The 24,720-nt window shown below is 36.1% G+C and carries 21 protein-coding genes; 7 read left to right on the forward strand and 14 right to left on the reverse strand.

The window, feature by feature from the left end:
* Window positions 1-53: 53 nt before the first annotated feature.
* Entirely contained in the window at window positions 54-1,052 is a 999-nt protein-coding gene (gene dusB, locus C8N37_RS12480) for a tRNA dihydrouridine synthase DusB (RefSeq protein ID WP_108159196.1), read from the forward strand.
* Window positions 1,053-1,064: 12 nt separating this feature from the next.
* On the opposite strand, the gene C8N37_RS12485 is transcribed toward dusB, so the two are convergent.
* Genes C8N37_RS12485 through C8N37_RS12495 form a run of 3 tightly spaced genes read right to left on the reverse strand, consistent with a single transcriptional unit; the run spans window position 1,065 to window position 4,073 of the window.
* Window positions 1,065-2,576, reverse strand: coding sequence for an oligosaccharide flippase family protein (locus tag C8N37_RS12485; protein WP_108159197.1), 1,512 nt, complete (start codon window positions 2,574-2,576; stop codon window positions 1,065-1,067).
* A gap of 11 nt (window positions 2,577-2,587) precedes the next feature.
* Entirely contained in the window at window positions 2,588-2,869 is a 282-nt protein-coding gene (locus tag C8N37_RS12490; protein ID WP_108159198.1) for an acylphosphatase, read from the reverse strand.
* Window positions 2,870-2,903: 34 nt separating this feature from the next.
* Window positions 2,904-4,073 carry an amidohydrolase family protein gene (locus tag C8N37_RS12495; protein ID WP_228115705.1) on the reverse strand — a complete coding sequence of 390 codons (1,170 nt, stop codon included), beginning with the start codon at window positions 4,071-4,073 and terminating at the stop codon, window positions 2,904-2,906.
* Between the two features lie 815 nt (window positions 4,074-4,888).
* Here C8N37_RS12495 and C8N37_RS12500 point away from each other — a divergent pair.
* The 6 genes from C8N37_RS12500 to ggt all read left to right on the forward strand — a co-directional run bounded on the left by C8N37_RS12500 (window position 4,889) and on the right by ggt (window position 13,990).
* Window positions 4,889-7,303, forward strand: a complete 2,415-nt coding sequence (locus tag C8N37_RS12500) for a TonB-dependent receptor (protein WP_108159199.1) — start codon at window positions 4,889-4,891, stop codon at window positions 7,301-7,303.
* Window positions 7,304-7,432: 129 nt separating this feature from the next.
* Window positions 7,433-7,891 (forward strand): D-aminoacyl-tRNA deacylase, encoded by a 459-nt coding sequence (gene dtd / locus C8N37_RS12505; RefSeq protein WP_108159200.1) that lies wholly within the window; start codon window positions 7,433-7,435, stop codon window positions 7,889-7,891.
* Between the two features lie 4 nt (window positions 7,892-7,895).
* Window positions 7,896-8,228, forward strand: coding sequence for a nucleotide pyrophosphohydrolase (locus tag C8N37_RS12510; protein WP_108159201.1), 333 nt, complete (start codon window positions 7,896-7,898; stop codon window positions 8,226-8,228).
* A 103-nt stretch (window positions 8,229-8,331) separates the two neighbouring features.
* Window positions 8,332-11,139 (forward strand): TonB-dependent receptor, encoded by a 2,808-nt coding sequence (locus C8N37_RS12515; protein ID WP_108159202.1) that lies wholly within the window; start codon window positions 8,332-8,334, stop codon window positions 11,137-11,139.
* A gap of 92 nt (window positions 11,140-11,231) precedes the next feature.
* Complete coding sequence (locus C8N37_RS12520; RefSeq protein ID WP_108159203.1) at window positions 11,232-12,287, forward strand: hypothetical protein; 1,056 nt, start codon at window positions 11,232-11,234, stop codon at window positions 12,285-12,287.
* A 2-nt stretch (window positions 12,288-12,289) separates the two neighbouring features.
* Window positions 12,290-13,990: a gamma-glutamyltransferase gene (gene ggt, locus C8N37_RS12525; RefSeq protein WP_108159204.1), complete on the forward strand. Its 1,701-nt coding sequence runs from the start codon at window positions 12,290-12,292 to the stop codon at window positions 13,988-13,990.
* A gap of 82 nt (window positions 13,991-14,072) precedes the next feature.
* Here ggt and groL read toward each other — a convergent pair whose 3' ends face one another.
* From groL to rlmD, 11 genes are all read right to left on the reverse strand, one after another.
* Window positions 14,073-15,707 carry a chaperonin GroEL gene (gene groL / locus C8N37_RS12530; RefSeq protein WP_108159205.1) on the reverse strand — a complete coding sequence of 545 codons (1,635 nt, stop codon included), beginning with the start codon at window positions 15,705-15,707 and terminating at the stop codon, window positions 14,073-14,075.
* Window positions 15,708-15,795: 88 nt separating this feature from the next.
* The gene (locus C8N37_RS12535) at window positions 15,796-16,071 is read right to left on the reverse strand and encodes a co-chaperone GroES (protein WP_021192191.1); all 276 of its coding nucleotides are present in this window, start codon (window positions 16,069-16,071) and stop codon (window positions 15,796-15,798) included.
* A gap of 214 nt (window positions 16,072-16,285) precedes the next feature.
* Window positions 16,286-16,654 (reverse strand): preprotein translocase subunit SecG, encoded by a 369-nt coding sequence (gene secG, locus C8N37_RS12540; RefSeq protein ID WP_108159206.1) that lies wholly within the window; start codon window positions 16,652-16,654, stop codon window positions 16,286-16,288.
* A gap of 13 nt (window positions 16,655-16,667) precedes the next feature.
* A complete protein-coding gene (locus tag C8N37_RS12545) occupies window positions 16,668-17,777 on the reverse strand; it encodes a hypothetical protein (RefSeq protein ID WP_108159207.1) in 1,110 nt (369 codons plus the stop codon).
* Window positions 17,778-17,787: 10 nt separating this feature from the next.
* Window positions 17,788-18,309, reverse strand: a complete 522-nt coding sequence (locus tag C8N37_RS12550) for an LptE family protein (protein WP_108159208.1) — start codon at window positions 18,307-18,309, stop codon at window positions 17,788-17,790.
* A 9-nt stretch (window positions 18,310-18,318) separates the two neighbouring features.
* Window positions 18,319-19,596: a sigma-54 interaction domain-containing protein gene (locus C8N37_RS12555; RefSeq protein WP_108159209.1), complete on the reverse strand. Its 1,278-nt coding sequence runs from the start codon at window positions 19,594-19,596 to the stop codon at window positions 18,319-18,321.
* A 39-nt stretch (window positions 19,597-19,635) separates the two neighbouring features.
* Window positions 19,636-21,072, reverse strand: coding sequence for a tRNA (N6-isopentenyl adenosine(37)-C2)-methylthiotransferase MiaB (gene miaB / locus C8N37_RS12560; RefSeq protein ID WP_108159210.1), 1,437 nt, complete (start codon window positions 21,070-21,072; stop codon window positions 19,636-19,638).
* Window positions 21,073-21,225: 153 nt separating this feature from the next.
* A complete protein-coding gene (locus tag C8N37_RS12565) occupies window positions 21,226-21,906 on the reverse strand; it encodes an OmpA family protein (protein WP_244914412.1) in 681 nt (226 codons plus the stop codon).
* A 151-nt stretch (window positions 21,907-22,057) separates the two neighbouring features.
* Window positions 22,058-22,819, reverse strand: a complete 762-nt coding sequence (locus tag C8N37_RS12570; RefSeq protein WP_108159212.1) for a hypothetical protein — start codon at window positions 22,817-22,819, stop codon at window positions 22,058-22,060.
* A gap of 65 nt (window positions 22,820-22,884) precedes the next feature.
* Complete coding sequence (locus tag C8N37_RS12575) at window positions 22,885-23,280, reverse strand: hypothetical protein (protein ID WP_045752847.1); 396 nt, start codon at window positions 23,278-23,280, stop codon at window positions 22,885-22,887.
* 3 nt (window positions 23,281-23,283) lie between these two features.
* Window positions 23,284-24,693, reverse strand: coding sequence for a 23S rRNA (uracil(1939)-C(5))-methyltransferase RlmD (gene rlmD / locus C8N37_RS12580; RefSeq protein WP_108159213.1), 1,410 nt, complete (start codon window positions 24,691-24,693; stop codon window positions 23,284-23,286).
* Window positions 24,694-24,720: the final 27 nt, after the last annotated feature.

The raw sequence follows: 24,720 nt of genomic DNA on the forward strand, positions 1-24,720 counted from the left end.
AACAGCATAAATAGAACTATATCAAATTTACTATCTTTGTAAAAAAATCAAATATGTCTGTTAAGATTGGTGAAAATATAGATTTAGGAGAATTTCCCTTGTTGCTCGCTCCAATGGAAGATGTGAGTGATCCACCGTTCCGTTTTGTCTGTAAGCAAAACGGTGTAGATATGATGTATACCGAATTTATTTCTTCCGAAGGATTGATTCGTGATGCTGCAAAATCACGTAAAAAGTTGGACATATTCGAATATGAGAGACCAATAGGAATTCAAATCTTTGGTTCGGAAATCGAACACATGAGACAGTCTTCTGAAATTTGTACCCTAGCAAATCCAGATCTAATCGATATTAATTACGGTTGTCCTGTTAAAAACGTAGCCTGTCGCGGAGCAGGAGCTAGTCTATTACAAGATATCGATCGCATGGTAGCGATGACAAAAGCAGTTGTAGAAGGTACGCACTTGCCTGTCACCGTAAAAACACGTTTAGGTTGGGATGACAATACGAAGAATGTCTATGAGGTTGCAGAACGCTTGCAGGACATTGGTATTAAAGCATTATCGATTCATGGCCGTACACGAGCTCAGATGTACAAAGGACAAGCCGATTGGTCTATGATACGTGATATTAAGCGTAATCCACGCATTAAAATTCCGATTTTCGGAAATGGTGATGTAGATTCGTTAGAAAAAGCAGTGGCTTGGCGTCAAGAGTATGAGGTAGACGGCATTATGATCGGTCGTGCATCTATTGGCTATCCTTGGATTTTTAGAGAAATAAAGCACTTTTTCAAAACAGGTGAGCGCCTAGCTGGACCAACGATCGCTGAACGTGTAGAGGTCTGCAGAACACATTTAGTAAAATCCATTGAGTGGAAAGGTCCCAAAACAGGTATTTTTGAAATGAGACGCCATTATTCAAATTACTTCAAAGGAATACCAGATTTTAAAGAATACAGGATGAGATTAGTCAGTCTACAAACTTTCGAAGAGATTCAAGAAGTTTTAGATGAAATTCAACATAATTTTGTAGAAGAAGCAATTTTTTAAAAATCGCTTCTTCTAATTTTTAGCCTTCATGATCCTAAGAATTGTTTTTCTCTCGACAAAAACAGTTCCCATGATATAAGCAATCAACATGATATTGCCAATCCAAAAATTACGATCAAAGGCGGTATAGTGAATATAAACAATGATTATTCCCACCAACATATAAGCTCCAATTTTTAAAATCTTATACGGTATTGGATAGTTCTTTTGTCCCCAAAAATAAGACAAAAACACCATCACGAGGTAAGTTATGGACGTGACATAGATGGCACCTACATAGCTATACCGAGGAATGAGTAGGTAACAAAGAATGATGGTAATTAAAGCCCCGATACCTGAAATATAAAGTCCATATCGCGTTTGATCAGAGAGTTTATACCATACGGACAAATTCATATAAATACCGAGCATGACATAGTTGAACAAGATAACAGGAATAATAAATAAACCAGACCAATATACGGCACTTTCAGCAGGCGATCCGCCTTCAATAAAATACTTCAGCCATTCAATATTGACAGATAAACCAATCATGACCATCATCATGGCAATTACAAAATATTCCATAATCATAGCATAAACCTTTCTAGAATTTTCATTTTTTGCATATGAAAAGAAAAAAGGTTCAGCTCCTAGACGGAAAGCTTGGACGAAAATGCTCAAAAAGACAGCAATTTTTGCTATAGCCCCATAAATCCCAACATCACGATCAGCAATATTTTTAGGAAGCAACTCTGGCATCAGCATCTTGTCAAGATTTTCATTGATGATAAATGAAATATTAGCAATCAATATTGGGAAACTATAACGAAACATATCCCCTAGTAATACCTTATCAATTTTAAAACTAAAAGTACTAATCTCCGGCAGCAACATCAATAAAGTCAATCCACTAGCGATAAAATTGGATAAGAACACATATCCTAACCAAGAATCCACAAACCAAGATGAAAAATAAGGTGCGGTATGAGGAAAATTTTTAATTAAATAGGGGATGAAGATAATAAAGGTTAAATTTAGCAGGACAAAAGTACTAATATTGGCAAGCTTCAATATACCATAACGCAGGGGTCGGCCATTGGCACGTACCTTAGCAAAAGGTACAACCGCTAAAGCATCTACCACAAGTGTTAAACCCACGAAATAAACGTAGCTTTTATATTCTCCTATAGAATCTATATTATCCTTCGCAAACCAAGCAGCAATATCATTAGAAAATAGGAGAATCGTAGATAGAAAAATCAAAGAAGTAAAAATAGTAACAACAAAGCTGTTATTAAAAACTTTAGCTTTATCCTTTTCCTCTACCTTCTGTAAATATCTAAAGTAAGTCGTCTCCATGCCGAAAGCAAGGAAAGCATTAATCATCGCAGCCCAAGAATACATGTTCGTGAATATTCCATAAGTGGAAGCTTCAAATTTACGAACGAAAATTGGGGTTAAAACAAAATTCAGTAATCTGGAAACTATAGTACTGAGACCATAGATTAGAGTTTGTCCAGCAAATTTTTTAAAAACAGACAAGATATTAGGATTTATTTGGTTGATTTTTTTAGCACTTCAAAATTATTAAAGTTCCTCCAAGTCCCCTCTTCACAAGTCACTTCTTGTACCTCAGCCCGTTCTGGTCCTTCTTCACAGAATTCTTTTAGACAATCCAAGGCAAAATCATCACCTTCCGCTTCAACATACACAGAACCATCAGCTAAGTTTCTTACAAAACCCTTTATGCCCAATTGATCTGCAACGGCTTTAGTAGTCAATCTAAAATAAACCCCCTGTACTTTTCCTTTAATAGAAATATTTACATGTTTCATATCAACAAAAGTACAGAAGATTTTGAGTAATTTACTATACTAATCGCTGTACAGTAACTTTATCTGTAAGTCTGAAATGTTCCATATTTTTCAATAGAACAAGTCCTGGCTTTTTACCAACTTCAATAGATCCAAATTCGCGATCGATATTCAAAGCTTGAGCCCCATTAATAGTTGCCCATTGAATCGATTGTTGAAAATCCAAATTATCAAAATGTTTGTGTAAAACTTTCAATTCATCCAGAATAGAAAGCGTATCATTCGAAGCTAAACTATCCGTACCAATCACTATTTTTTGATTATCGTTTACAAAGTTTAGAACTTTCGGTAATTGATTTTCAATATATAAATTAGCTTTTGGACATAAACACCATACAATATCACGTCCCATACGATCAACAAAATCTAGATCCTTTAAAGATGTAAAAGTATTGTGCACAAGAATCAATTTATTCGGATGAGGCAGATACGGTAAATAAGATTGAATCGAATTTCTTGCTTGAGCCTTAAATAAGTCTGGATTCTTGCCGATTGTTTTAAAGAAATCTATAAAACCACCTGTTTTATAACGAAATAACTTATTTTCATCATCGCTCTCCTGATTATGGATACTAATGATGTTTACATCAGAAACTGCCTTCTTAAATTTTTTAAGAAGAATTTTTGAACATGAATAAGGCGCGTGGGGCGTCAGAGAAGAGTGAGCAGGATCAAATTCATGGATTAGATCTTTTGCCTCTTGCAATTTGCCATCTGCCTCTTCAGGTTCTACACCAAAAATTTCAACAAATGTGTGATAAAGAATTTTGCTCGATTCTTTGATCTTAGAAGTGTTATCCGAATTAACGTGATCCCCAACCGCTACAATTCCATTATTGTACATCTCTGCGTCCGCTTCGGCCATAGCCTTATCAATAACTTTCAAAGATGCATTTCTGCTTGTCATTACTGAAGAGAGGAAAGCTGGTAATCCAGTTTTTTGCGGAATTGCTCCCTTCATGTGAGACAATTCTAAATGACAATGCGCATTAATAAATCCAGGAATAATTACTCCCTCAAATTTTTCGATGTGCTGGTCTTTCAATTCAGCGGCTTTACTTTCATAAATTGCTAAAATTTCACCTTCATCATTTACTTTTACCACTCCATCTTTGATTGGCAAAGATGTAATTGGTAAAATATAGTTAGCGCTAAAATATTTCATTATCATAAAAACTTAAAATCACTTTTGCATTACAGGTTAATGCAAAGTAACTGTGGATACTAACGTTAAAATTCGTGCCAAAATATAATTAAAATAATTTTCCTATTCAAACCAAACCTGTATTAATATAGTTTAAATATTTACACATGATAAAATTTATAAAAACCTTTTAGCTACATTATGCTATAAAAATTTTAAATAAATTTCAAGTTTAATTAAAATCAATTTATTGCTAAATAATAACCGCAAACAGCTAAATTATTAAATTTTAGCATATTAGTTGAAGGTAATAAATAAGTTTAATTTCAGCCAATTTATTATCAAAAATTTACATTTTTAGATGACTTTTAAAAAATTTGTAGCGATTTGCTGACGTCATGTCAGCATTTCCTGATATCTACTCATTAATGGAAATGAAGCCGTAAAAATGTATTTCTGCAGACTTACAATTGTTTGAATAATATGATAACTGTGGAGAGTAGACATCGACCTTCCATTCATTAAGCAAACTTGCTCAATATCATGGTGACAATTTTACTAAAAAGATGAAACTGATATAAAAACGATCAACTTAATATAAAGCAATTACACTTATTATTTTTAGTCCTAGAAATATTTAATAACTTCGCAACATCAATAAGGGGTGCCTTGTTCCAAGAACACGAATAAAGGCTGAGAATATACCCAACAATACCATTCGTATTGTGCACCTGATCCAGATAATGCTGGCGGAGGGAAAAGGTTAGTTAAATATCTATAAAACTGTTGTAACCCCTTGCAAGAGTTTGTTTAACTCAAAATTCAATTAAAAAATCATGATTAAAAATTTAATCAGCACAGTAGTACTATTAGGAATCGCACTTTCCGTATCTGCGCAACATCAGCTATCAATCAAAGTAATCGACAATTCTACAAAAAAAACATTGCAAGGCGCTAGTATTATATTATCTAACCACCTCAGCAAGAAGTCGGATCAAAATGGAATAGCTAAATTTTCAGATCTATCTGAAGGGAAATATGACTTAACCGTTTCCTATCTAGGGTACAGTACTGAAAAAAAACAAATTAACTTACTGGACAATCGCTCTATAGAAATCAATCTAGATCCTTCTAGGATAAAAACCGAAGAAGTTATTGTACAAGCCACCCGCGCCAAAAACAATTCATCCACCACTTACAAAAATCTGAGTAAGGAAGATATTGCTAAAAATAATTTCGGACAAGATATTCCTTATCTACTCGATCAAACGCCTTCTGTCGTAATAGGCTCTGATGCCGGTGCTGGTATCGGATATACCAGTATGAAAATACGAGGTTCTGATAACGCCCGTATCAATGTAACCTTAAATGGAATACCATTAAATGACGCCGAAAGTATGGGTTCGTTTTTCGTTAACCTTCCAGACTTTGCCTCTTCAACAGAGAGCATTCAGATTCAACGAGGCATCGGAACATCTACTAATGGAGCTGGTTCATTTGGAGCATCCTTAAATATCCAATCCAATACATTAGAAAAAGATGCCTATGTGGAACTAAACAACTCCTATGGTTCTTATAACTCTTGGAAAAACACATTAAAAATTGGTTCAGGCCTATTAAACAATAAATTTGCATTTAACGTACGCCTTTCTCGCATTCTAAGTGATGGTTATATCGATCGTGCATCTTCCAATCTAAAATCATTTTATGTAGATGGAGGATATTACAGTGATAAACAAATTTTAAAAGCGATTGTATTCTCTGGAAAAGAAAAGACCTATCAATCTTGGTATGGCACTCCAGAACCAAGATTAAATAATGATATAGCAGGAATGCAAGATTATGCAATCAATGATGGTTATACAGAATTAGAAACACAGAACTTATTAAATTCAGGTCGTACCTACAACAAATACTTATATAAAAATCAAACTGATAATTATACCCAGACTCATCATCAGTTACACTACACCAATTTTATCAATGAAAAACTAACCTTCAATGGAGCCCTACATTATACTCGAGGAGCCGGATATTATGAGGAATTTCGACCTGAAGATGCTTTATCTAAATATAATCTGCCGCCAGTCATCATCGGAACAGATACCATCACCAAAACTGACTTAGTCAGAAGAAGATGGTTAGACAATTACTTCTACGGCACGACCTTTTCTTTCAACTACAATCCATCTCAAGCCCTGAAATTAACATGGGGTGGGGCTTTAAATCAATATAAAGGAGATCATTATGGAGAAGTTATCTGGGCAAAATATGCATCAACTAGCAACTTGGGCGATAAATATTATTTAAATGATGCAACAAAAAATGATATTAGTACATTTCTAAAAGCAGATTTCACATTAGATAATTGGTTATTATTCGCAGATGTACAGTATCGCAATATCTTTTACAAAGTTAAAGGTGATGATGATAAAATCAAAGGAATGGATTTTGAAAGAACGTTCAACTTTTTAAATCCCAAAGTTGGCTTCACTTACCTGATCAATGAACATGCAAATTGGTATGCATCTTATGCTTATGCGAGCAAAGAACCCGTACGTAATGATTTTGTGGATATAAAAGGGAACAATCCCAAGCCAGAAAAAATGCAAGATATCGAGCTCGGCTATCGCTTCAGAAATGATGCTTTTAACATCGGAACCAATTTTTATGGTATGTTCTACAAAGATCAGCTCATCCCAACAGGAGCACTAAATGATGTCGGTTCTGCTCTAAGGATGAACATTCCTGATAGTTATCGCGTAGGATTAGAATTTGATGCGGCTTGGAAAATATCCAACCAATTTGGATGGAAAGCAACTGCTGGTCTAAGCCAGAATAAAATTAAAAATTATACAGATGAAACGAGCGGCGAATTTATCAAAAAGACAAATATTGCTCTTTCTCCTGCAACAATCCTATCAAGTGAATTTACTTATGCTCCACTCCCTTCTTTACAGATTGCATTACTGTCTAAGTATATTTCAAGACAATACTTAGACAACAGCTCTGCAAAAGAACGAAGTATCAACTCCTCGTTTGTAAACAATGTCAGAGCTAACTATAGCTTCTCCGTACTGGGCGTCAAAAATATAGATCTGGGTTTAACCATTAACAATATTTTAAATGAAAAATATGAAACCAATGGATATACCTGGGGTTATATGGACGGAGATTCACGAAAATACTTTAATTTCTACTATCCACAGGCGACAACTAATTATATGCTGAGCCTAAATGTCAAATTCTAATTAAAAAAAACACACGCTATATAAAGCGTGTGTTTTTTTTGATCCACTCTTTTAAACCTTGACGATCACCAACACTTCCATTAACAAAAGTGAAATCAATAATTGACATTTTTTTCTTAACATTGCCCTATGCGTGCAGTAATACAAAGAGTTTCTAGAGCAAACTGTTCAGTCGACAATAAGATTACAGGTCAAATTGAAAATGGATTATTAATTCTAATCGGAATTGAACAAGAAGATACTATAGAGGATATGAAATGGATGGCTCAAAAATTTGTTAATCTACGCATATTCAACGACGAGAACGGATTGATGAACAAATCCATACAAGATATTGCTGGCAATATTTTATTCATTTCTCAATTTACATTATTTGCACAAACAAAAAAAGGAAATCGTCCATCCTTTATTCGTGCAGCCAAACCAGAGAAAGCTCAACCGATGTATATTGAAATGGCCGATTATCTCAGCACCTTGCTGGACAAAAAAATTCAGCTTGGCATTTTTGGTGCGGATATGAAAATTGATCTATTAAACGATGGTCCTGTTACTATTATAATGAATACACAGGATAAAGAAAATTTCTAATAAGATGACCATAAAAGAAGCACAAGAAACCATTGACAAATGGATCACTACGACAGGCGTTCGTTATTTCAATGAATTGACCAATACTGCCATGCTCATGGAAGAAGTTGGAGAAGTCGCCAGAATAATGGCTCGTCAATATGGAGAGCAATCCTTTAAAAAATCGGATAAAGAAGTAAATTTAGCAGATGAAATGGCTGATGTTCTTTTTGTTTTGATGTGTTTAGCAAATCAAACAGGTATCGACTTGACCGATGCACTCGAAAAAAATTTGGAAAAAAAATCAATTCGTGATGCAGATCGTCATAAAAACAATGAGAAGTTAAAAGAACAATAACAACGTTACTAGTGGTTTACGGAAAATTATTTTAAAAATAAATATACTAGTTATCAGGTAGACTTTATATATTTGAAGATATTAACTTAAATATATAAACTTTATGGATAAAAATTCTACACAACGATCAACTTTATATCAAATATTATTAACAAGTGCATTAACCGTAACTAGCCTATATTCCTTCTCTCAAGAAGTGATTAGAGGTAAAGTCAGCAATAATGGCTTACCATTAAGCAGTGTTACCATTAGAAACACGAGTAATAATACATCAACTAAATCATTAGAAGATGGGAGTTTCAATATTCCAGCATCATCTGGAATCAATACATTAGTTGTATCTCATATTGGATTTACTACCCAAACTAAAGAAATTACAATTTCTCAGGGTATTGAAGGTCTAATCAATTTCGAACTATCAAGCGTTTCATTAGATGAAGTTGTCGTTATTGGTTCAAGAGCGCAAGGAAGATCCAATCTACAGACCGTCGCACCTGTAGATGTCATAGATATCAAAGGTTTAACAAAAGATGTCGGTCAAGTATCATTAAACCAAATTCTGAATTACGTTGCACCATCTTTCAACTCCAATACACAAACCATATCCGACGGTACAGATCATATTGACCCCGCATCACTAAGAGGCTTAGGCCCTGATCAAGTATTGGTGCTTGTCAATGGAAAACGTCGTCATACCACTTCTTTAGTGAATATAAATGGATCGTTTGGTAAAGGATCAGTTGGGACCGATCTAAATGCCATACCAACATCAGCAATAAAAAGAGTAGAAATTCTACGAGATGGGGCCGCTGCTCAATACGGATCCGATGCCATTGCAGGTGTCATCAATATTGTTATTGAAGATAGTGTCGATGAACTACGTGCATCAGTCACTTACGGCGGCTATTTATCGAAAAATGCCGAGAATAATTATGATGGACAAAGTGTACAAGCAAATGTCAATTACGGTATTCCAGTAACTAAAAACGGGGGATTTATCAATTTCTCTGGTTCATACGATTTCCGGCAACCGACAAATCGGCAAAAAGAGTTTACAGGAACAATCTTTTCAGACTACAATAATCCAAGTTTATATCCTAATCCAACAGGGGTAGATATCACCAATGATGAACTCGCAAGACTCGGTAAAACACGTGCAGATTATGTTTCACGAATTGGTCAAGCCGAAACAAAAGGTGGTTCTTTATTTTTTAATTCAAAAATACCCTTATCAGAACATTCAGAATTTTATTCCTTTGGAGGATTGAATTACAGAAAAGGCACTTCAGCAGCATTTCGTCGACAACCAGCACAAATTACTCAAAATATCAGTGAAATATATCCAGATGGGTTTTTACCATTAATTGTTACCGATAATTATGATAAATCACTCGCCACGGGAATAAAATCAGAATTTTCAGGTTGGAAAGTAGATTTATCAAATGCTTATGGATCAAATCAAATTGACTTCCAAACTCAAAATTCTTTAAACGCTAGTTTGTTAAAAGCCTCTCCCACTACATTTGATGATGGAGGATATCGCTTTATTCAAAACACAAGTAATTTAGACTTCACTAAATTCTTCGAAGAACCATTAGCAGGAATAAACGTTGCCTTTGGATTTGAACACCGTTATGAAAATTACCAAATTGTAGCTGGAGAAGAGTCATCCTACGCAGATTATGGAAAAGCAATAAAAATTGGTACCGATGGAAATGGAGACCCGATCTTAATTCCAAATATCCAAGGAAATGTTCAAACACGATTTGCCCAAAATGGGAGACCGTATGCATCGGGAGCTCAAGCATTCCCAGGATTTAGGCCTGACAATGAAGTTAACGAAACACGCTCTTCAGTGGGTGCATATGCCGATGTAGAAGCCAATATAACCACGAGTTGGTTATTAACAGGCGCTCTACGTTTTGAAAACTACTCTGACTTTGGATCTACCCTCAATTGGAAACTAGGGACACGTTATCAAGTAGATGATATTTTTACATTTCGTGCAGCTGCAAGTACAGGATTTAGAGCCCCATCGCTTCACCAACGTTACTTCAATGCAACCTCTAGCTTATTCAATGATGGTGTCATTACCAATTCTGGAACTTTTACAAATGACAGTAGACCCGCACAGCTACTCGGCATACCATCACTAAAACAAGAGACCTCCCGCTCATATAGTGCAGGATTAACAGCCAATTATGGCAAATTCAAAGCCACTGTAGATGGATATTTTATCGCCATAGATAACCGGATTATTTATACAGGAACATTTACAGGAAGCAACGCCTCAAATGCAAGCGAACAAGACAAGGAAATCTATGATCTATTAGCACAGTCAAATGCAACATCAGCGCGCTTTTTTGCTAATGCAATTGATACAGAAACCAAAGGTATAGATGTCGTCCTTACTTATAATGAAGATATAGGAAAAGGTAAACTCCGGACCGACCTTTCTGCCACATTCGTCAAGACCAATATTATAGGAGATATTCATGCTTCAGAGAAACTTGTTGGTAAAGAAAGTACTTATTTTGACAACCAATCACGCATTTATTTAGAATCAGCAGTACCTCGTACAAAAGTAAATCTTACCTTGAACTATAGCTTAAATAAATTCAATGTGTTCTTACGCAATGTTTATTTTGGAGATGTTGATGGTGCGACAAACACAGAAGCTGACTACCAAACCTTTAAAGGGAAGATCGTTACAGATCTAAGTCTTGGCTACACCATTACAAAAAACCTACGGTTCACCTTAGGAGCTAATAATCTTTTAGATATTTATCCCGACGAAACTAGAGAAGGGTCTGGTCTAAGAGGTGCCGGATATTTTATTTATTCCAGAACAGGACAACAATTCGGCAACAATGGTCGTTATATATTTACCAAATTAGCTTTAACACTTTAATCCATTCGTGGATGTAAAAAGGCTGTATCAAGATATTTGATACAGCCTTTTTATTTCTTTACCTTTAATGCATCATATTAATCCCTTCGAAAATGAACTTTACGAAATACCTACATAAAAGAAAACATTATGTGTTATTTTCCATCCTACTTATTGGACTAACACACGTGTCTGCACAAGACAGGGACAAAGAATTCAAATTTCAATATGATGCCAAAGACCTGGTCATGGAAAGTCTATTTCAAAAAATATACGTACTAGATTCCAGAAAAGACACCACCCATTATGGCATCATTAATAAAGGCTTTTTTGGGCAATCAGCAAAGGTTGTGGCTACTCCCTCTCTGGAAACTCAACTACAAGATTACTTAGAAATCATTACCTTGGAAAGTACGCAAAAAGATACTTTGCTCTTGCAGATTCGTAGGCTATCTTTTTCCGAAATAGGTGGGGGATTGAAAGAAAAAGGTTTTTTTGATTTTAGGGCCAATCTCTATCAAAAAAAAGGAAACTACTATCACCCAATTAGTCGCATCGACAGCAGCTTTCAAGTTTCAGGGATAGATGTTTCCAATAAATTATTAAAAAAAGGAAGCCTTATTATTGACACATTCATTCGGTCAAACCTAAAGACACCGAATGTTGGAACTGATGCTTTGACCATCCAAGATCTTCAGAACATCGATTATAAAGAGAAAGAACAATTACCTTTATATGCTGCAGAACATCTTGTAGACGGTATATATATGAACTATGAAAGCCTCAAATTTCAAAAACCAGATTATCCTCTTCTAGATGAAAAAGATAAAAAAGGAAGAATTAAGTACTATTATTATACGAATGAAAAAGGAAAAAAAGTAAAACTTAAAGATTCACAGATCTATGCTATAGTGGACAATGATGAAACGTTTATCTCCACGACCTATGGATACTATCCACTAGTCATGGAAAATGATGAATACTATTTTTACGGATTAGCGACTGAAAATAGTGCCAACATCTTCGTCTCCGCATCCGTTGGTTCAGGATTTGGAGGAGGAATGATCGGTGTTGGAATGGGTTCAGGGCCTGCAAATGTTAGAAAATACAAAATAAAAATTGACCATTTAGATGGAAATTTTGAGAAAATACAACCCGTAACCGATTAGAGATGAAAAGATCAAGTAGATTATACCTAGTAATATTAAGTGCTGCTGTAGTCATTCAGTCGTGTAGTGTATCGCACGAACTAAAGAAAAAACCAGAAACATTTGACAAAGCAGCAGTTGTTACCGCACATCCATTAGCATCAAAAGTAGGTGTAGATGTTTTAAAAATGGGCGGAAATGCTATTGATGCTGCTGTAGCAGTACAATTTGCTTTGGCAGTGGTATATCCCAATGCCGGCAATATCGGCGGTGGCGGTTTTATGGTTTATCGAAGCAGCAAAGGCGAAATCAATGCTTTAGACTTTAGAGAGAAATCTCCTGAAAAAGGCCATGCTGACATGTACCTAGATAAACAGGGGAATGTCATCGAAAATTTAAGCGTCTATGGACACCTTTCAGCCGGTGTACCAGGTTCTGTTGCCGGAATGGTTGAAGCCCATCGTAAATATGGAAAACTAGATTGGAAAACATTGCTCGCTCCAGCCATTGAATTGGCACAAAATGGCTTTCAAATAACCAAACAACAAGCAGAAGAATTTAACCATTTTAAAGCAAGTTTTGAAAAATATAATCCCAATGGTGCTCCTATTATCAGATCAGCAACATGGAAAAAAGATGATGTGTTTCAACAACCGGATCTCGCGAATACGCTTAAAAGAATCGCTGAGCAAGGTCGCGATGGTTTTTATAAAGGTGAGACCGCAGATTTGATTGTTAAAGAGATGAAGAGCGCTAATGGTATCATCAGCCATAATGACCTGGCTAATTATAATGCCGTATGGCGTAAGCCAATTACAGGATACTATCGCGGACACAAAATTATCTGTATGGCACCTCCTTCTAGTGGTGGACCAGCATTAGTAGCACTTTTACAATCTGTAGCACAATTTCCATTATCCAAATGGGGATTTCAAAGTGATTCTACCATCCGGGTTATGGTTGAAGCAGAACGTCGGATCTATGCAGATAGAGCAACATATCTCGGAGACCCAGACTTCATTCGCGTACCCGTAAAAGAATTGACAGATTCTATTTTCAATAGTAACAGGTTAAAATCGGTAAATTTAACTCGGGCAACAGCAAGCTCTGATGTAAAAGCAGCTCCATTTCCAGGATATGAATCAGAAGAAACCACCCATTTCAGCATTGTAGATCCAGAAGGAAATGCCGTATCTATCACCACCACATTAAACAACTCCTATGGTTCGCGAGTTTTTGTATCTGGTGCTGGTTTTATTCTAAATGATGAGATGGATGACTTCTCGGTAAAACCAGGAGTTCCTAATATTTATGGTCTTGTTGGTGGCAAAGCCAATGCGATAGAAGCCAACAAAAGAATGTTAAGTTCTATGACTCCAACTATTGTAGAAAAAGATCATAAACTCTATATGGTTGTTGGCACACCAGGTGGATCGACTATTATGACTTCCGTTTTCCAAACTATCGTCAATGTCATTGACTTTCATCAAGACGCACAACAATCCGTCACATCCCCCCGTTTTCATCACCAATGGCTACCCGATCAAATTGACGTCGAGAAAAAAGCTATAACATCAAAAGTGAGAAAAAGTTTAGAAAACTCAGGATACAAAATTTCTCCACGTGGCAATATTGGAAGAGTAGAAAATATTATAGTATTACCAAACAGAAAACTGCAGACAGGAGCTGATCCCAGAGGAGACGATACTGCTGCAGGATACTAATATTCATCAACAGGATGAAATAAAAAATCCCGTTACAAGTTGTAACGGGATTTTTTATTTTATTACGTTAAGAAGAATGATCTTACATCATTCCGCCCATGCCACCACCCATTGGAGGAGCACCAGCACCATTATTTTCTTCTGGCTCATCTGCTAATACACACTCTGTTGTTAACAACATAGAAGCGATAGAAGCAGCATTTTCCAAAGCTACACGAGAAACTTTAGTTGGATCGATTACACCAGCACCAATTAAGTTTTCGAATACATCAGTACGAGCATTGTAACCGAAATCGCCTGTACCTTCTTTCACTTTCTGAACGATAACAGCACCTTCGATACCAGCATTGAAACAGATCTGACGTAAAGGCTCCTCGATAGCACGTCTGATGATTTCGATACCGATAGTCTCATCTTCATTAGCACCTTTTAAGCCTTTTAAAGCATCAGTAGCACGAATGAAAGCAACACCACCACCAGCAACAATACCTTCTTCTACAGCTGCACGAGTTGCATGTAAAGCATCATCAACACGATCTTTCTTCTCTTTCATTTCTACTTCAGTAGTAGCACCTACATAAAGAACAGCAACACCACCTGATAATTTAGCTAAACGCTCTTGTAATTTCTCACGATCGTAATCAGAAGTAGTTGTTTCAATTTGAGAGCGGATTTGAGCAACGCGAGATTTAATATCTTCCGCATTACCAGCACCATTGATGATTGTTGTATTATCTTTATCAACAACAACTTTCTCTGCTTGACCTAAATCTTCTAATGTAGCATTTTCTAATTTGAAACCTCTTTCTTCAGAAATTACAGTACCACCTGTTAAGATAGCGATATCTTCCAACATGGCTTTACGACGATCACCAAATCCTGGAGCTTTAACAGCAGCCACTTTCAGTGAGCCACGGATTTTATTCACAACTAAAGTCGCTAATGCCTCTCCGTCTAAGTCTTCTGCGATAATGATTAATGGTTTACCAGTTTGAACTTGTTTTTCCAAAATCGGCAACAATTCTTTCATGTTACTGATTTTTTTATCATAGATTAAAATGTAAGGGTTTTCTAATTCCGCTTCCATTTTATCTGAGTTCGTTACAAAATATGGAGATAAGTAACCACGGTCAAATTGCATACCTTCTACTGTTTTTACTTCAGTTTCAGTACCTTTAGCCTCTTCTACAGTAATAACACCGTCATTACCCACTTTTTCCATTGCTTGTGCAATTAAAGCTCCGATAACTTCATCATTATTTGCAGAAATTGATGCTACTTGTTTGATTTTATTATTGTCTTGACCAACAGTTTGAGATTGCGCTTTTAAGTTCGCTACCACTGCTGCTACAGCTTTATCAATACCACGTTTCAAATCCATTGGATTTGCACCTGCTGCTACAGATTTAATACCTGGAGCCACAATAGCTTGAGCCAAAACAGTTGCAGTAGTTGTACCATCACCCGCTTGATCAGCAGTTTTTGATGCAACTTCTTTCACCATCTGAGCACCCATATTTTCCAGAGCATCTTTCAATTCGATCTCTTTAGCTACAGTAACACCATCTTTAGTGATTACTGGAGAACCAAATTTTTTCTCAATGATGACATTACGTCCTTTAGGACCTAAAGTTACCTTTACTGCATTTGCTAATGTATCAACACCTTTTTTAAGTGCTTCACGTGCTTCAACGTTATATTTTACTTGTTTTGCCATTATCTTTAAATTTTTGAAATTATCATTTGATTCTTATTCGATGTCAAGTAATCAAATCTGTTTACATTTAAATTCTATCTGAAAAAAATTAAATAACTGCGTAAATATCAGCTTCACGCATAATTAAATACTCTTTACCTTCAACAGTAATTTCAGTTCCAGCATATTTACCATATAAAACTTTATCACCAACTTTTACAGTTAAAGGTTCGTCAACTTTACCTGTTCCAACTGCTACAACGATTCCTTGAGATGGTTTTTCTTTTGCTGTATCAGGGATGTATAATCCTGAAGCTGTTTTTTCTTCTGCCTGAGCAGCTTCAACTACTACTCTGTCACCGATAGGTTTAATGTTTAATGCCATAATATATTTTATTTTTAGTTTTTTTTGAATGATATATAAACTTCATCAGCAATTATGCCAAAGCACCAAGAACAGACTTTTGAGACAAATTTGCATCGAAAAAGAATAGACTGGCAGGTTTCATTCCTATTCGCTGTCAGGCTGTCACTGTCCAAAACTGACAACAAAAAAAAGCCTCCGATTTCTCGGAGGCTTTCAATTTCTATAGCACAACTTATTTAGTTGAATCCGTCACTGATTTCTGTGCAGGAGCTTGTTGGCTTGGAGCACTCGGTTGTTGTGTGTTATTTAAGTTCAAAGGACTTGCCTGAGCAGGAGCCTCAATTTGATTACCCAAACCACCACCCACAGTAGCTGTTGATGTTGGAGCCACAATATTGAATGCTAAACAAAAAACCATGATCGCAATCACTAATCCCCAAGAACCTTTTTCTAAAAAGTCACCTGTACGTTTTACACCCATAATATTAGTTCCACCAGCAAATCCTGATGATAAACCTCCTCCTTTTGGATTTTGTATTAAAACTAAAAATGATAATAAAATACTAGCCAAAATTATAAGAGCAATTAATATTCCTTGCATTTCTTTATATGTATTAAGTTAATTTCTTTTCTAAATTTAAAATTTCCGACGCAAAGTACGCATTTTTTTCTGGATATTTCAAAACTAATTTTTTGTAAACCTCTATAGCCTTAGGATATAATCCCTGCTCAATATAAATGCGGGCTAACGTTTCAGTTACCAAAGAGTATTGATCTTCTGAACTTTTTCGCGCCTTATTCTCCAAATTGATCTTATCAGCAGGTGGCGGTTTTATTTGAGGATCCTCTTTGATAAACCGTTCAATCAAATGATCCGTATTTTTCTTCTCTACTTGAAAAGGAACCGTATTTTTAAACTCTTCACTCAATTTAACTTCCGGAGATTGCAGATGAAATATATTTTCTCGAATTTGTTGATCCAATACCTGTGCATCGATTTTCTGTTTAAAACGCGTCACATGCTGTTCTGCAGGTTGCGCATGATAAACTGGAGCTTTCAAAAAGGGTTGATACGTCTCCGCGTGATCTAGACGTGTTTTATGTAACCACCATAGAAAACTATAGGGCATTAACTCATCGTCGTATACACTGACACGCTCTTCATCTTGTTCTTTTGTAACCGAAATTGGATTTTCCACAGATTCAATAACAGAAACCGAAGATAGCTCTAAAATATCTGGTTCGGTCCCATCATTCTCTTGATCAAGATCACTTTTTTCTAACCGGAAGAAATCATGTGCAACACCAGATTGAATCAGCGCATCCAACTCTTCCTTCCCTTTATCTTCATTTGTACCGACCACAAGTTGGTCGTCCTCAACAATATCAATATCCTCGTCCTCAACAATATCCTCTTCCTCAACGGTATCTTCAAAAGCGATGTAGTCATCAGCAGACTCCACCTCATCAATCCATTCAACAGGAGCAGCCTTATGTAGATATTCATATAGCCAATTGGGATTGGCTGCATATAATAAAGTAGAGGAAATATTATGCACCTCCCTATTTAACAAATAAAGATGTCTTTCGTAAGCAAAACGAAGAGACTGTGCATATGGAAATTTGGCAATCAATGACAATAAATCAGATTCCGAAAGCGACAACGGATTATTGATCGCTTGATGAAATAAGTTTATATCTTCTGAAATTCGTTTATTTTCCATAGTTAAACTACTACCAGTTAGCAAATGCCTTATTGTACACATCTTCCGTCAACATCGTAATAATTTCTTTATTCAATGTTTCCTCTTGAGCCGATTGCAATTGTCCAGAAAAATCTTTAAATCTGGTGAAAGACTGTTCAAAATTGTCCTTTTCTACAATTTTATTGTGATAACTTACTTTAATCGTTATGGAAAGACGATTTAATGCAGCACGATCCGTACCAGCCTCTACAGCAGCAGGACTAATGCTATAATCTGTAATAAAACCTTCAAATGTAGCGTCAGCATTATCATTGACCTGACTTAGCCTAGATTGATTACGAATCCGTTCTTTTAACGCTTCTGTAAAATTCTGACTTAGGGTCGGATAAACCATCGAAGCAATATTCTCAAAGTACAATACGCTCACAGTTTTCATACCGTCAGGGATTGATCCCCCCGTAAAGCTATATTTCACGCCACAACTTGTTACAGAAAATAACATCGCCATGGTCATTAAAACAGGTAACCAACTTGATTTAAGTTTCTTCATAAACGGAATTTATAAATCTAAATTTAAGTCTTTAATTTTTCTGTACAAAGTTCTTTCCGAAATACCCAGCTCCTGCGCTGCAGCTTTACGTTTACCGCGATGTTTTTTAAGCGCTTTCTTGATTAAATCAGATTCCTTCTCTGTTAAAGATAAAGACTCTTCCACCTCTTCAGCATCTTGGGTATCATAATTTAAATATCCATCTTGACCGTTATTGCCTTTCATCACGTTAGGTTGATGAATAGTCAACGTTTGTGGAGAGGATGTTAAATGATCTTGTAGGCGCTCTTTACTGGGTTCCACTTCTTGATAAAGACGATTGATATAAGGCGAATTTTCATCAAAAGTGGCAGGATTTACACCATTTTGAATCAGTTCAACAACCAATTTTTTCAAATCGACCATATCCTTTTTCATATCAAAGAGCACTTTATACAAAAGATCACGTTCTGAAAAATCGTCTTTCCCATTTTGATTAGCCACTACAGCAGGAAGTGTCGAGCGACTTTCCGAAGGAAGATAATTTTGCAAAATGCGAGCATCAACTACGCGTTCCTTTTCAAGAACAGCAATTTGCTCGGCAATATTTTTCAACTGGCGCACGTTTCCAGGCCAACTATATGTCTTCAACAATTTTTGAGCATCCTCTGTCAATTGTACACTGGGAGATCGATATTTATCAGAGAAATCAACGACGAATTTTCTAAATAACAAATAAATATCCTCAGGTCTTTCACGTAACGATGGTATCCTTAGCGGCACTGTATTGAGCCTATAATATAAATCTTCTCGAAACTTACCGTTTTGGACGGCATTAAAGACCTCAACATTTGTTGCAGCAACAACGCGAACATTCGTTTTCTGTACTTTAGAAGATCCTACGCGGATATATTCTCCAGATTCTAAAACACGTAATAATCGTGCTTGAGTACCCAAAGGCAATTCTCCTACTTCATCCAAAAAGATAGTCCCCCCATCAACAACCTCAAAATAGCCCTTTCGAGCCTCATGCGCTCCAGTAAAAGAGCCTTTCTCATGCCCAAACAATTCAGAATCAATTGTTCCTTCAGGAATAGCACCACAATTTACGGCAATAAAAGCACCATGCTTACGTGCACTTAATTGATGAATAATATGTGAAAAAACTTCCTTACCACTACCACTCTCACCTTGGATCAATACCGAAATGTCGGTAGGCGCTACTTGGCGAGCAATATCAATAGCTCTATTAAGCAAAGGCGAATTACCTATAATTCCAAATCGATTCTTAATATCTTGATTATCCATCTTCTAAATTTAATAATAAAGACCTATATTAAATCCTAATTAGTCAACTATTTTACCCAACAACGTAGCAGAAGTACATGACTCAATGAATACAGTAACATAATCACCAGCCTTAAAGCGCTCATCTACGGGGAAAATGGCCATCGCATTCTGATCATTACGACCAGCAAAATCTTTATCCGAACGTTTTGAAAAACCCTCTATTAAAATGCGTTGGTTTTTACCTACAAACTGTTGTAAACGCTCAAAACTATGCGCTCTCTGTTTTGCAACAATTTCTGTTAAACGGCTTTTTTTAACTTCTTCAGGGATATCATCAGCATAACGTTTAGCAGCTAATGTCCCTGGACGCTCTGAATAAGCAAACATAAAAGCATAATCATACTTGACATAATCCATCATACTGATCGTGTCTTGATGCTCTTCTTCCGTTTCAGTACAAAAACCGGTAATGATATCCGTTGAAATACCACATCCCGGAATAATGCGATTAATGGCATCGATACGGTTAATATACCATTCTCTATCATATGTACGGTTCATTAATTCAAGCACTCTCGAATTTCCAGACTGTACCGGTAAGTGAATATATTTACAAATATTATCATGATTTGCCATGGTATAAAGCACTTCGTCTGTGATATCTTTGGGATGTGAAGTAGAGAATCTCACACGCAATAATGGATTAACCTCTGCTACTAGTGCCAATAGATTAGCAAAATTAACAGGCTCAATCGCATCCTGTCCCTCCACAGCAGGAGCTGTGTATTTATACGAATCAACATTTTGTCCCAATAGAGTCACCTCGCGATATCCAGCATTAAATAGATCTTGTGCTTCTTTCACAATGGATTCAGCATCGCGGCTACGCTCTCTACCTCTGGTAAATGGTACAACACAAAAAGAACACATATTATCACATCCACGCATGATCGATATAAATGCAGTAATACCATTTGTATTCAGACGAACAGGATTAATATCAGCATAGGTTTCCTCACGAGATAGTAATACATTGACAGATCGATTACCACCATCAACCTGAGCGATTAAATTAGGTAAGTCGCGATAAGCATCAGGACCTACGACAACATCCACTAATTTTTCTTCTTCCAAAAATTTAGCTTTCAATCGTTCTGCCATACAACCTAATACCCCTACGATCATGCCTGGATTGCTTTTTTTTGCAAATTCAAACTCTTTCAATCGATTACGTACACGTTGCTCTGCATTTTCGCGAATAGAACAGGTATTGATAAATACAACATCTGCTTCTTGATAATTTTTTGTCGTTTCAAATCCATCTTCAAGTAAGATAGAAGCTACTATCTCACTATCCGAAAAGTTCATTTGACAACCATAACTCTCGATATATAATTTACGTCCATGACCTTTCTCAACATTATTTTCAATTAATAATGCTTCACCTTGACGTGTTTCGTCATGTTCCTTAGTTGTATGCGTTAAATCTAACATAGCTCAAAATTCAAAGACCACAAAGTTAGGAATAAATATTGGATTGATGACAGTTTGTCATATTAATATTGCACGTATATGAATATAACATCCAATAAAAAAAGCGCTGATGATCAATCAGCGCTTCTATAATAATATAAATTATTTGAAGACCTATTTAGCTTGGTTCTTAGCTTCTTGTTTCATTTGATTACCAGCAACGATTACAATCTCTACACGACGATTTGCAGCACGACCCGCTTCAGTATCATTGCTCTCTAAAGGCTCTGAGAAATTTCTTCCTTCCGTACGAATACGAGATGAAGCTAAACCTTGAGAAACAGCGAAAGCACGAACTGAATTTGCACGATTTTCAGAAACTTTTTGATTCGCATCTAAAGATCCAACATTATCTGTGTGACCAATAACTAGGATATCTGTACCTTGCTCTTTATTTAAAGTTGCAACCAAGTTTTTAATATTTTCTCTTGCAGAAGCTTTCAAGTCAGACTTATTAAAATCAAATAAGATTCCTGAATCAAACTTCACAACAATACCTTCTCCTGCTTGTGTTACTTCAGCACCTTCAACAGTTTTAGCAATCTCTGCAGCTTGCTTATCCATTTTCTTACCAATCAATACGCCAGCAGCGCCACCGATAGCAGCACCTGCAATAGTACCAATAGCAGTACTACCTGCTTTATTTCCTATTAATGCTCCTAAAGCACCACCCGCAACACCACCAATTACGCCACCTTTTGTTGTATTATTTGTATTTTGAATTGTTGAACAGCTTCCAAATAACATTGCTGATGTAGCCACCGTAAGACCAAAAACAGCCAACTTCTTATTCATTTTCATAATTTTAATATCTAAAGTAATATTTTCTTGTATTCTATTTCAACATTAAACAAACCAAATGCCAAAAAACAAATATTAACCTGTGGGGGCTAATTTTAGTAACAAAAATATAGACAGAAATTGACAAGAGGAAAATTAAACCTCATTATTTCTCTTGCGTTTTCACCTCAATATCTGGCAAAGTAAGCCCCTCAGGTCTTCCATTTTTATTAAAATCAACTAAAGAACGCTGTACATACTCTAGAAAGTCATAATGTTGCCAATGCTCCACTGTTTCATACGACGGTCTGTAAATACGCATAAAAGACTCCAAATCTTTATCATCTAATTTTGTTATTTCTCGAACAGCATCTTTAGAAAAAGCCTTATCAACCTCAAGTTGTCTTTTTTCACTGTCTAAAAAACGACCAAAACGCTTCGCATTCTTTGCTTCACGTCCGAAAAGATTATAGAGAGCAGTAGCAGGACTAGCGAGATAAGTACCAAATTTATTATTACCTCCGTTATAGACGCCTTTTTTTTGATAATCCCGCATCGCCTCATTTAACTCTGCTTCCTTCGTCTTCCGTTCAATAATAACCGTTTCCAATTTAATTCCAGGTTGGAGCTCCACATAGAAATCTTTCAAATCTCCTATTAAAGTTTTAGCTTCCGAATACCCAACTTTTGAGAAAGACAAACTATCACCAATAGAAGCCTCAATTAAAAACACACCAAAAGAATTGGAAACAACAGATTTTTTTGTTCTAATATTTAATACATTCACATCAGGAAGACGTAAAGAAGTACCCTTTTCAAACACCATCCCCGAAATGCGCTGTATTTGTTGTGCATAAACATGTGTTCCCGAAAAAAACAAGAACACCAAGCTTAGGATGCTGATATGGCAAATTAATTTTCTATACATATATTAATAAAAGTAATCATTGTTTGACATATCATATGTTAAAAAAGTTTAAATATTTAAGATGCTTACTTATACGGATAGAAGACAAAATTTGCTCCTTCTGGCACCACAACAAACAAACACATAAAGTCTTGAGCACGCTTATATTTTTTTATAAATGCATCCTTTCTATCTTCTTTAATAATGTTTGACTCGACAAACTCTTCAAAAGTTGAAGCATTGATACTCCAGTTTGTTTTAAGTTCCACATGATCAAGAATTAGCTCACCGACATTCACGACATGCTGGTGGGCAATAAAAATGGGATAAGCAGACAATCCCTCAGCCATGATTTCTAGCGATATTTCTTTGATTGAATCACTATAATAATCCAAATCGATCTTTAAACTTTTTAGAGGACTTGATTTTTGGCTTTCATCTTCACTATTTTTCGATGCTCCAAACCATTCTTCCATTTCCATAGTTTATCCCTTTAGTTTTAATAAAACAACATTTTCGACGTGCTGTGTATGCGGAAACATATCAACAGGTTTTATCCGAACCACATCATATTTCTCAGCCAACAATGTCAAATCGCGTGCCTGAGTTGCCGCATTACAACTTACATAAACGATTTTAGGAGCCTCCATTTCTAATAATCTTGCCACCACATCAGTATGCATGCCCGCACGAGGAGGATCAGTGATCACTACATCAGGCTTACCATGCTGCGCGATAAAATGAGCTGTTAACACATCCTTCATATCGCCAGCGTAAAATTTGGTGTTTTTAACACCATTAATCTCAGAATTGATTTTTGCATCCTCAATAGCTGAAGGCACATATTCCACACCAACTACTTCTTTTGCGTATTTAGCAACAAAGTTGGCGATCGTACCCGCACCTGTATACAAATCATAAACAAGCTCGTGACCAGACAATCCTGCAAAATCTCTCGTTATTTTATATAATTCATAAGCTTGCGCCGAATTTGTCTGATAGAATGATTTTGGTCCGACTTTAAACTTAAGACCTTCCATTTCTTCATAAATGAAATCACGACCGTTGTAGATCTCTATTTCCTGATCGAAAATAGTATCGTTCTTTTTCTGATTAATAATATAAAGAAGAGAAGTTATTGACGGAAATTTTTCTTGAATGAAAGACATGAGCAATTCCACCTGTCCTTCTTCTGGATAAGCAAATACCACGATCACCATTAATTCGCCTGTTGAAGAAATACGAATGATTAAATTCCGCAATACGCCACTATGTCCTCGCAAATCATAAAAAGAAATATCATTTGCTATAGCAAACTCGCGCACGCTATTGCGCAATACATTTGAGGGATCTTCTTGTAAGTAGCAATGGTTAACATTCAAAATCTTATCAAATCTGCCTGGTACGTGAAATCCAAGAGCATCCATATTCATCCCGTCCACATTATCATCAACAGAAGTCAACCATTTCTTATTTGAAAACGTATATTCCAATTTGTTACGATAATATTCGGTTTGTCCAGAAGCCAATATGGGTTCCATAGACGAAGTATCCACTTTGCCTATACGTGTAAGCGCATTTTCGACAGACTGTTGTTTAAACAATAGTTGCGCATCATACGTCATATGCTGCCATTTACATCCACCGCACACTCCAAAATGCTCACAGAAAGGTTCAACACGGTGTTCAGAAGCTTTCTTCAATGTCTGAATACGACCTTCACCAAAACTTTTCTTTTTACGCAGTAATTCCACATCAACCACATCACCTGGAATTGCTTTTTCTACAAACAATACCAATTCATCTGTTTTACCAACACCCTTGCCTTCTTCTGCAATATCAATAATCTCGATATCGTTGAAAACTAATCTTTCTTGTGAACTTTTTCTTCTCATATTGGCGCAAAATTACGCTTTTTTGAT

It is taken from the genome of Sphingobacterium faecium (assembly GCF_003054045.1).
GTDB lineage: Bacteria > Bacteroidota > Bacteroidia > Sphingobacteriales > Sphingobacteriaceae > Sphingobacterium > Sphingobacterium faecium.

Coding starts and splice junctions, on each gene's coding strand:
- C8N37_RS12550 (WP_108159208.1), bottom strand. CDS start 18,309: ATGAAGAAACTTAAATCAAGTTGGTTACCTGTTTTAATGACCATGGCG.
- C8N37_RS12500 (WP_108159199.1), top strand. CDS start 4,889: ATGATTAAAAATTTAATCAGCACAGTAGTACTATTAGGAATCGCACTT.
- C8N37_RS12510 (WP_108159201.1), top strand. CDS start 7,896: ATGACCATAAAAGAAGCACAAGAAACCATTGACAAATGGATCACTACG.
- dusB (WP_108159196.1), top strand. CDS start 54: ATGTCTGTTAAGATTGGTGAAAATATAGATTTAGGAGAATTTCCCTTG.
- rlmD (WP_108159213.1), bottom strand. CDS start 24,693: ATGAGAAGAAAAAGTTCACAAGAAAGATTAGTTTTCAACGATATCGAG.
- C8N37_RS12565 (WP_244914412.1), bottom strand. CDS start 21,906: ATGAATAAGAAGTTGGCTGTTTTTGGTCTTACGGTGGCTACATCAGCA.
- secG (WP_108159206.1), bottom strand. CDS start 16,654: ATGCAAGGAATATTAATTGCTCTTATAATTTTGGCTAGTATTTTATTA.
- C8N37_RS12520 (WP_108159203.1), top strand. CDS start 11,232: ATGAACTTTACGAAATACCTACATAAAAGAAAACATTATGTGTTATTT.
- ggt (WP_108159204.1), top strand. CDS start 12,290: ATGAAAAGATCAAGTAGATTATACCTAGTAATATTAAGTGCTGCTGTA.
- miaB (WP_108159210.1), bottom strand. CDS start 21,072: ATGTTAGATTTAACGCATACAACTAAGGAACATGACGAAACACGTCAA.
- C8N37_RS12570 (WP_108159212.1), bottom strand. CDS start 22,819: ATGTATAGAAAATTAATTTGCCATATCAGCATCCTAAGCTTGGTGTTC.
- C8N37_RS12545 (WP_108159207.1), bottom strand. CDS start 17,777: ATGGAAAATAAACGAATTTCAGAAGATATAAACTTATTTCATCAAGCG.
- C8N37_RS12490 (WP_108159198.1), bottom strand. CDS start 2,869: ATGAAACATGTAAATATTTCTATTAAAGGAAAAGTACAGGGGGTTTAT.
- C8N37_RS12575 (WP_045752847.1), bottom strand. CDS start 23,280: ATGGAAATGGAAGAATGGTTTGGAGCATCGAAAAATAGTGAAGATGAA.
- C8N37_RS12495 (WP_228115705.1), bottom strand. CDS start 4,073: ATGAAATATTTTAGCGCTAACTATATTTTACCAATTACATCTTTGCCA.
- C8N37_RS12535 (WP_021192191.1), bottom strand. CDS start 16,071: ATGGCATTAAACATTAAACCTATCGGTGACAGAGTAGTAGTTGAAGCT.
- C8N37_RS12555 (WP_108159209.1), bottom strand. CDS start 19,596: ATGGATAATCAAGATATTAAGAATCGATTTGGAATTATAGGTAATTCG.
- C8N37_RS12515 (WP_108159202.1), top strand. CDS start 8,332: ATGGATAAAAATTCTACACAACGATCAACTTTATATCAAATATTATTA.
- groL (WP_108159205.1), bottom strand. CDS start 15,707: ATGGCAAAACAAGTAAAATATAACGTTGAAGCACGTGAAGCACTTAAA.
- dtd (WP_108159200.1), top strand. CDS start 7,433: ATGCGTGCAGTAATACAAAGAGTTTCTAGAGCAAACTGTTCAGTCGAC.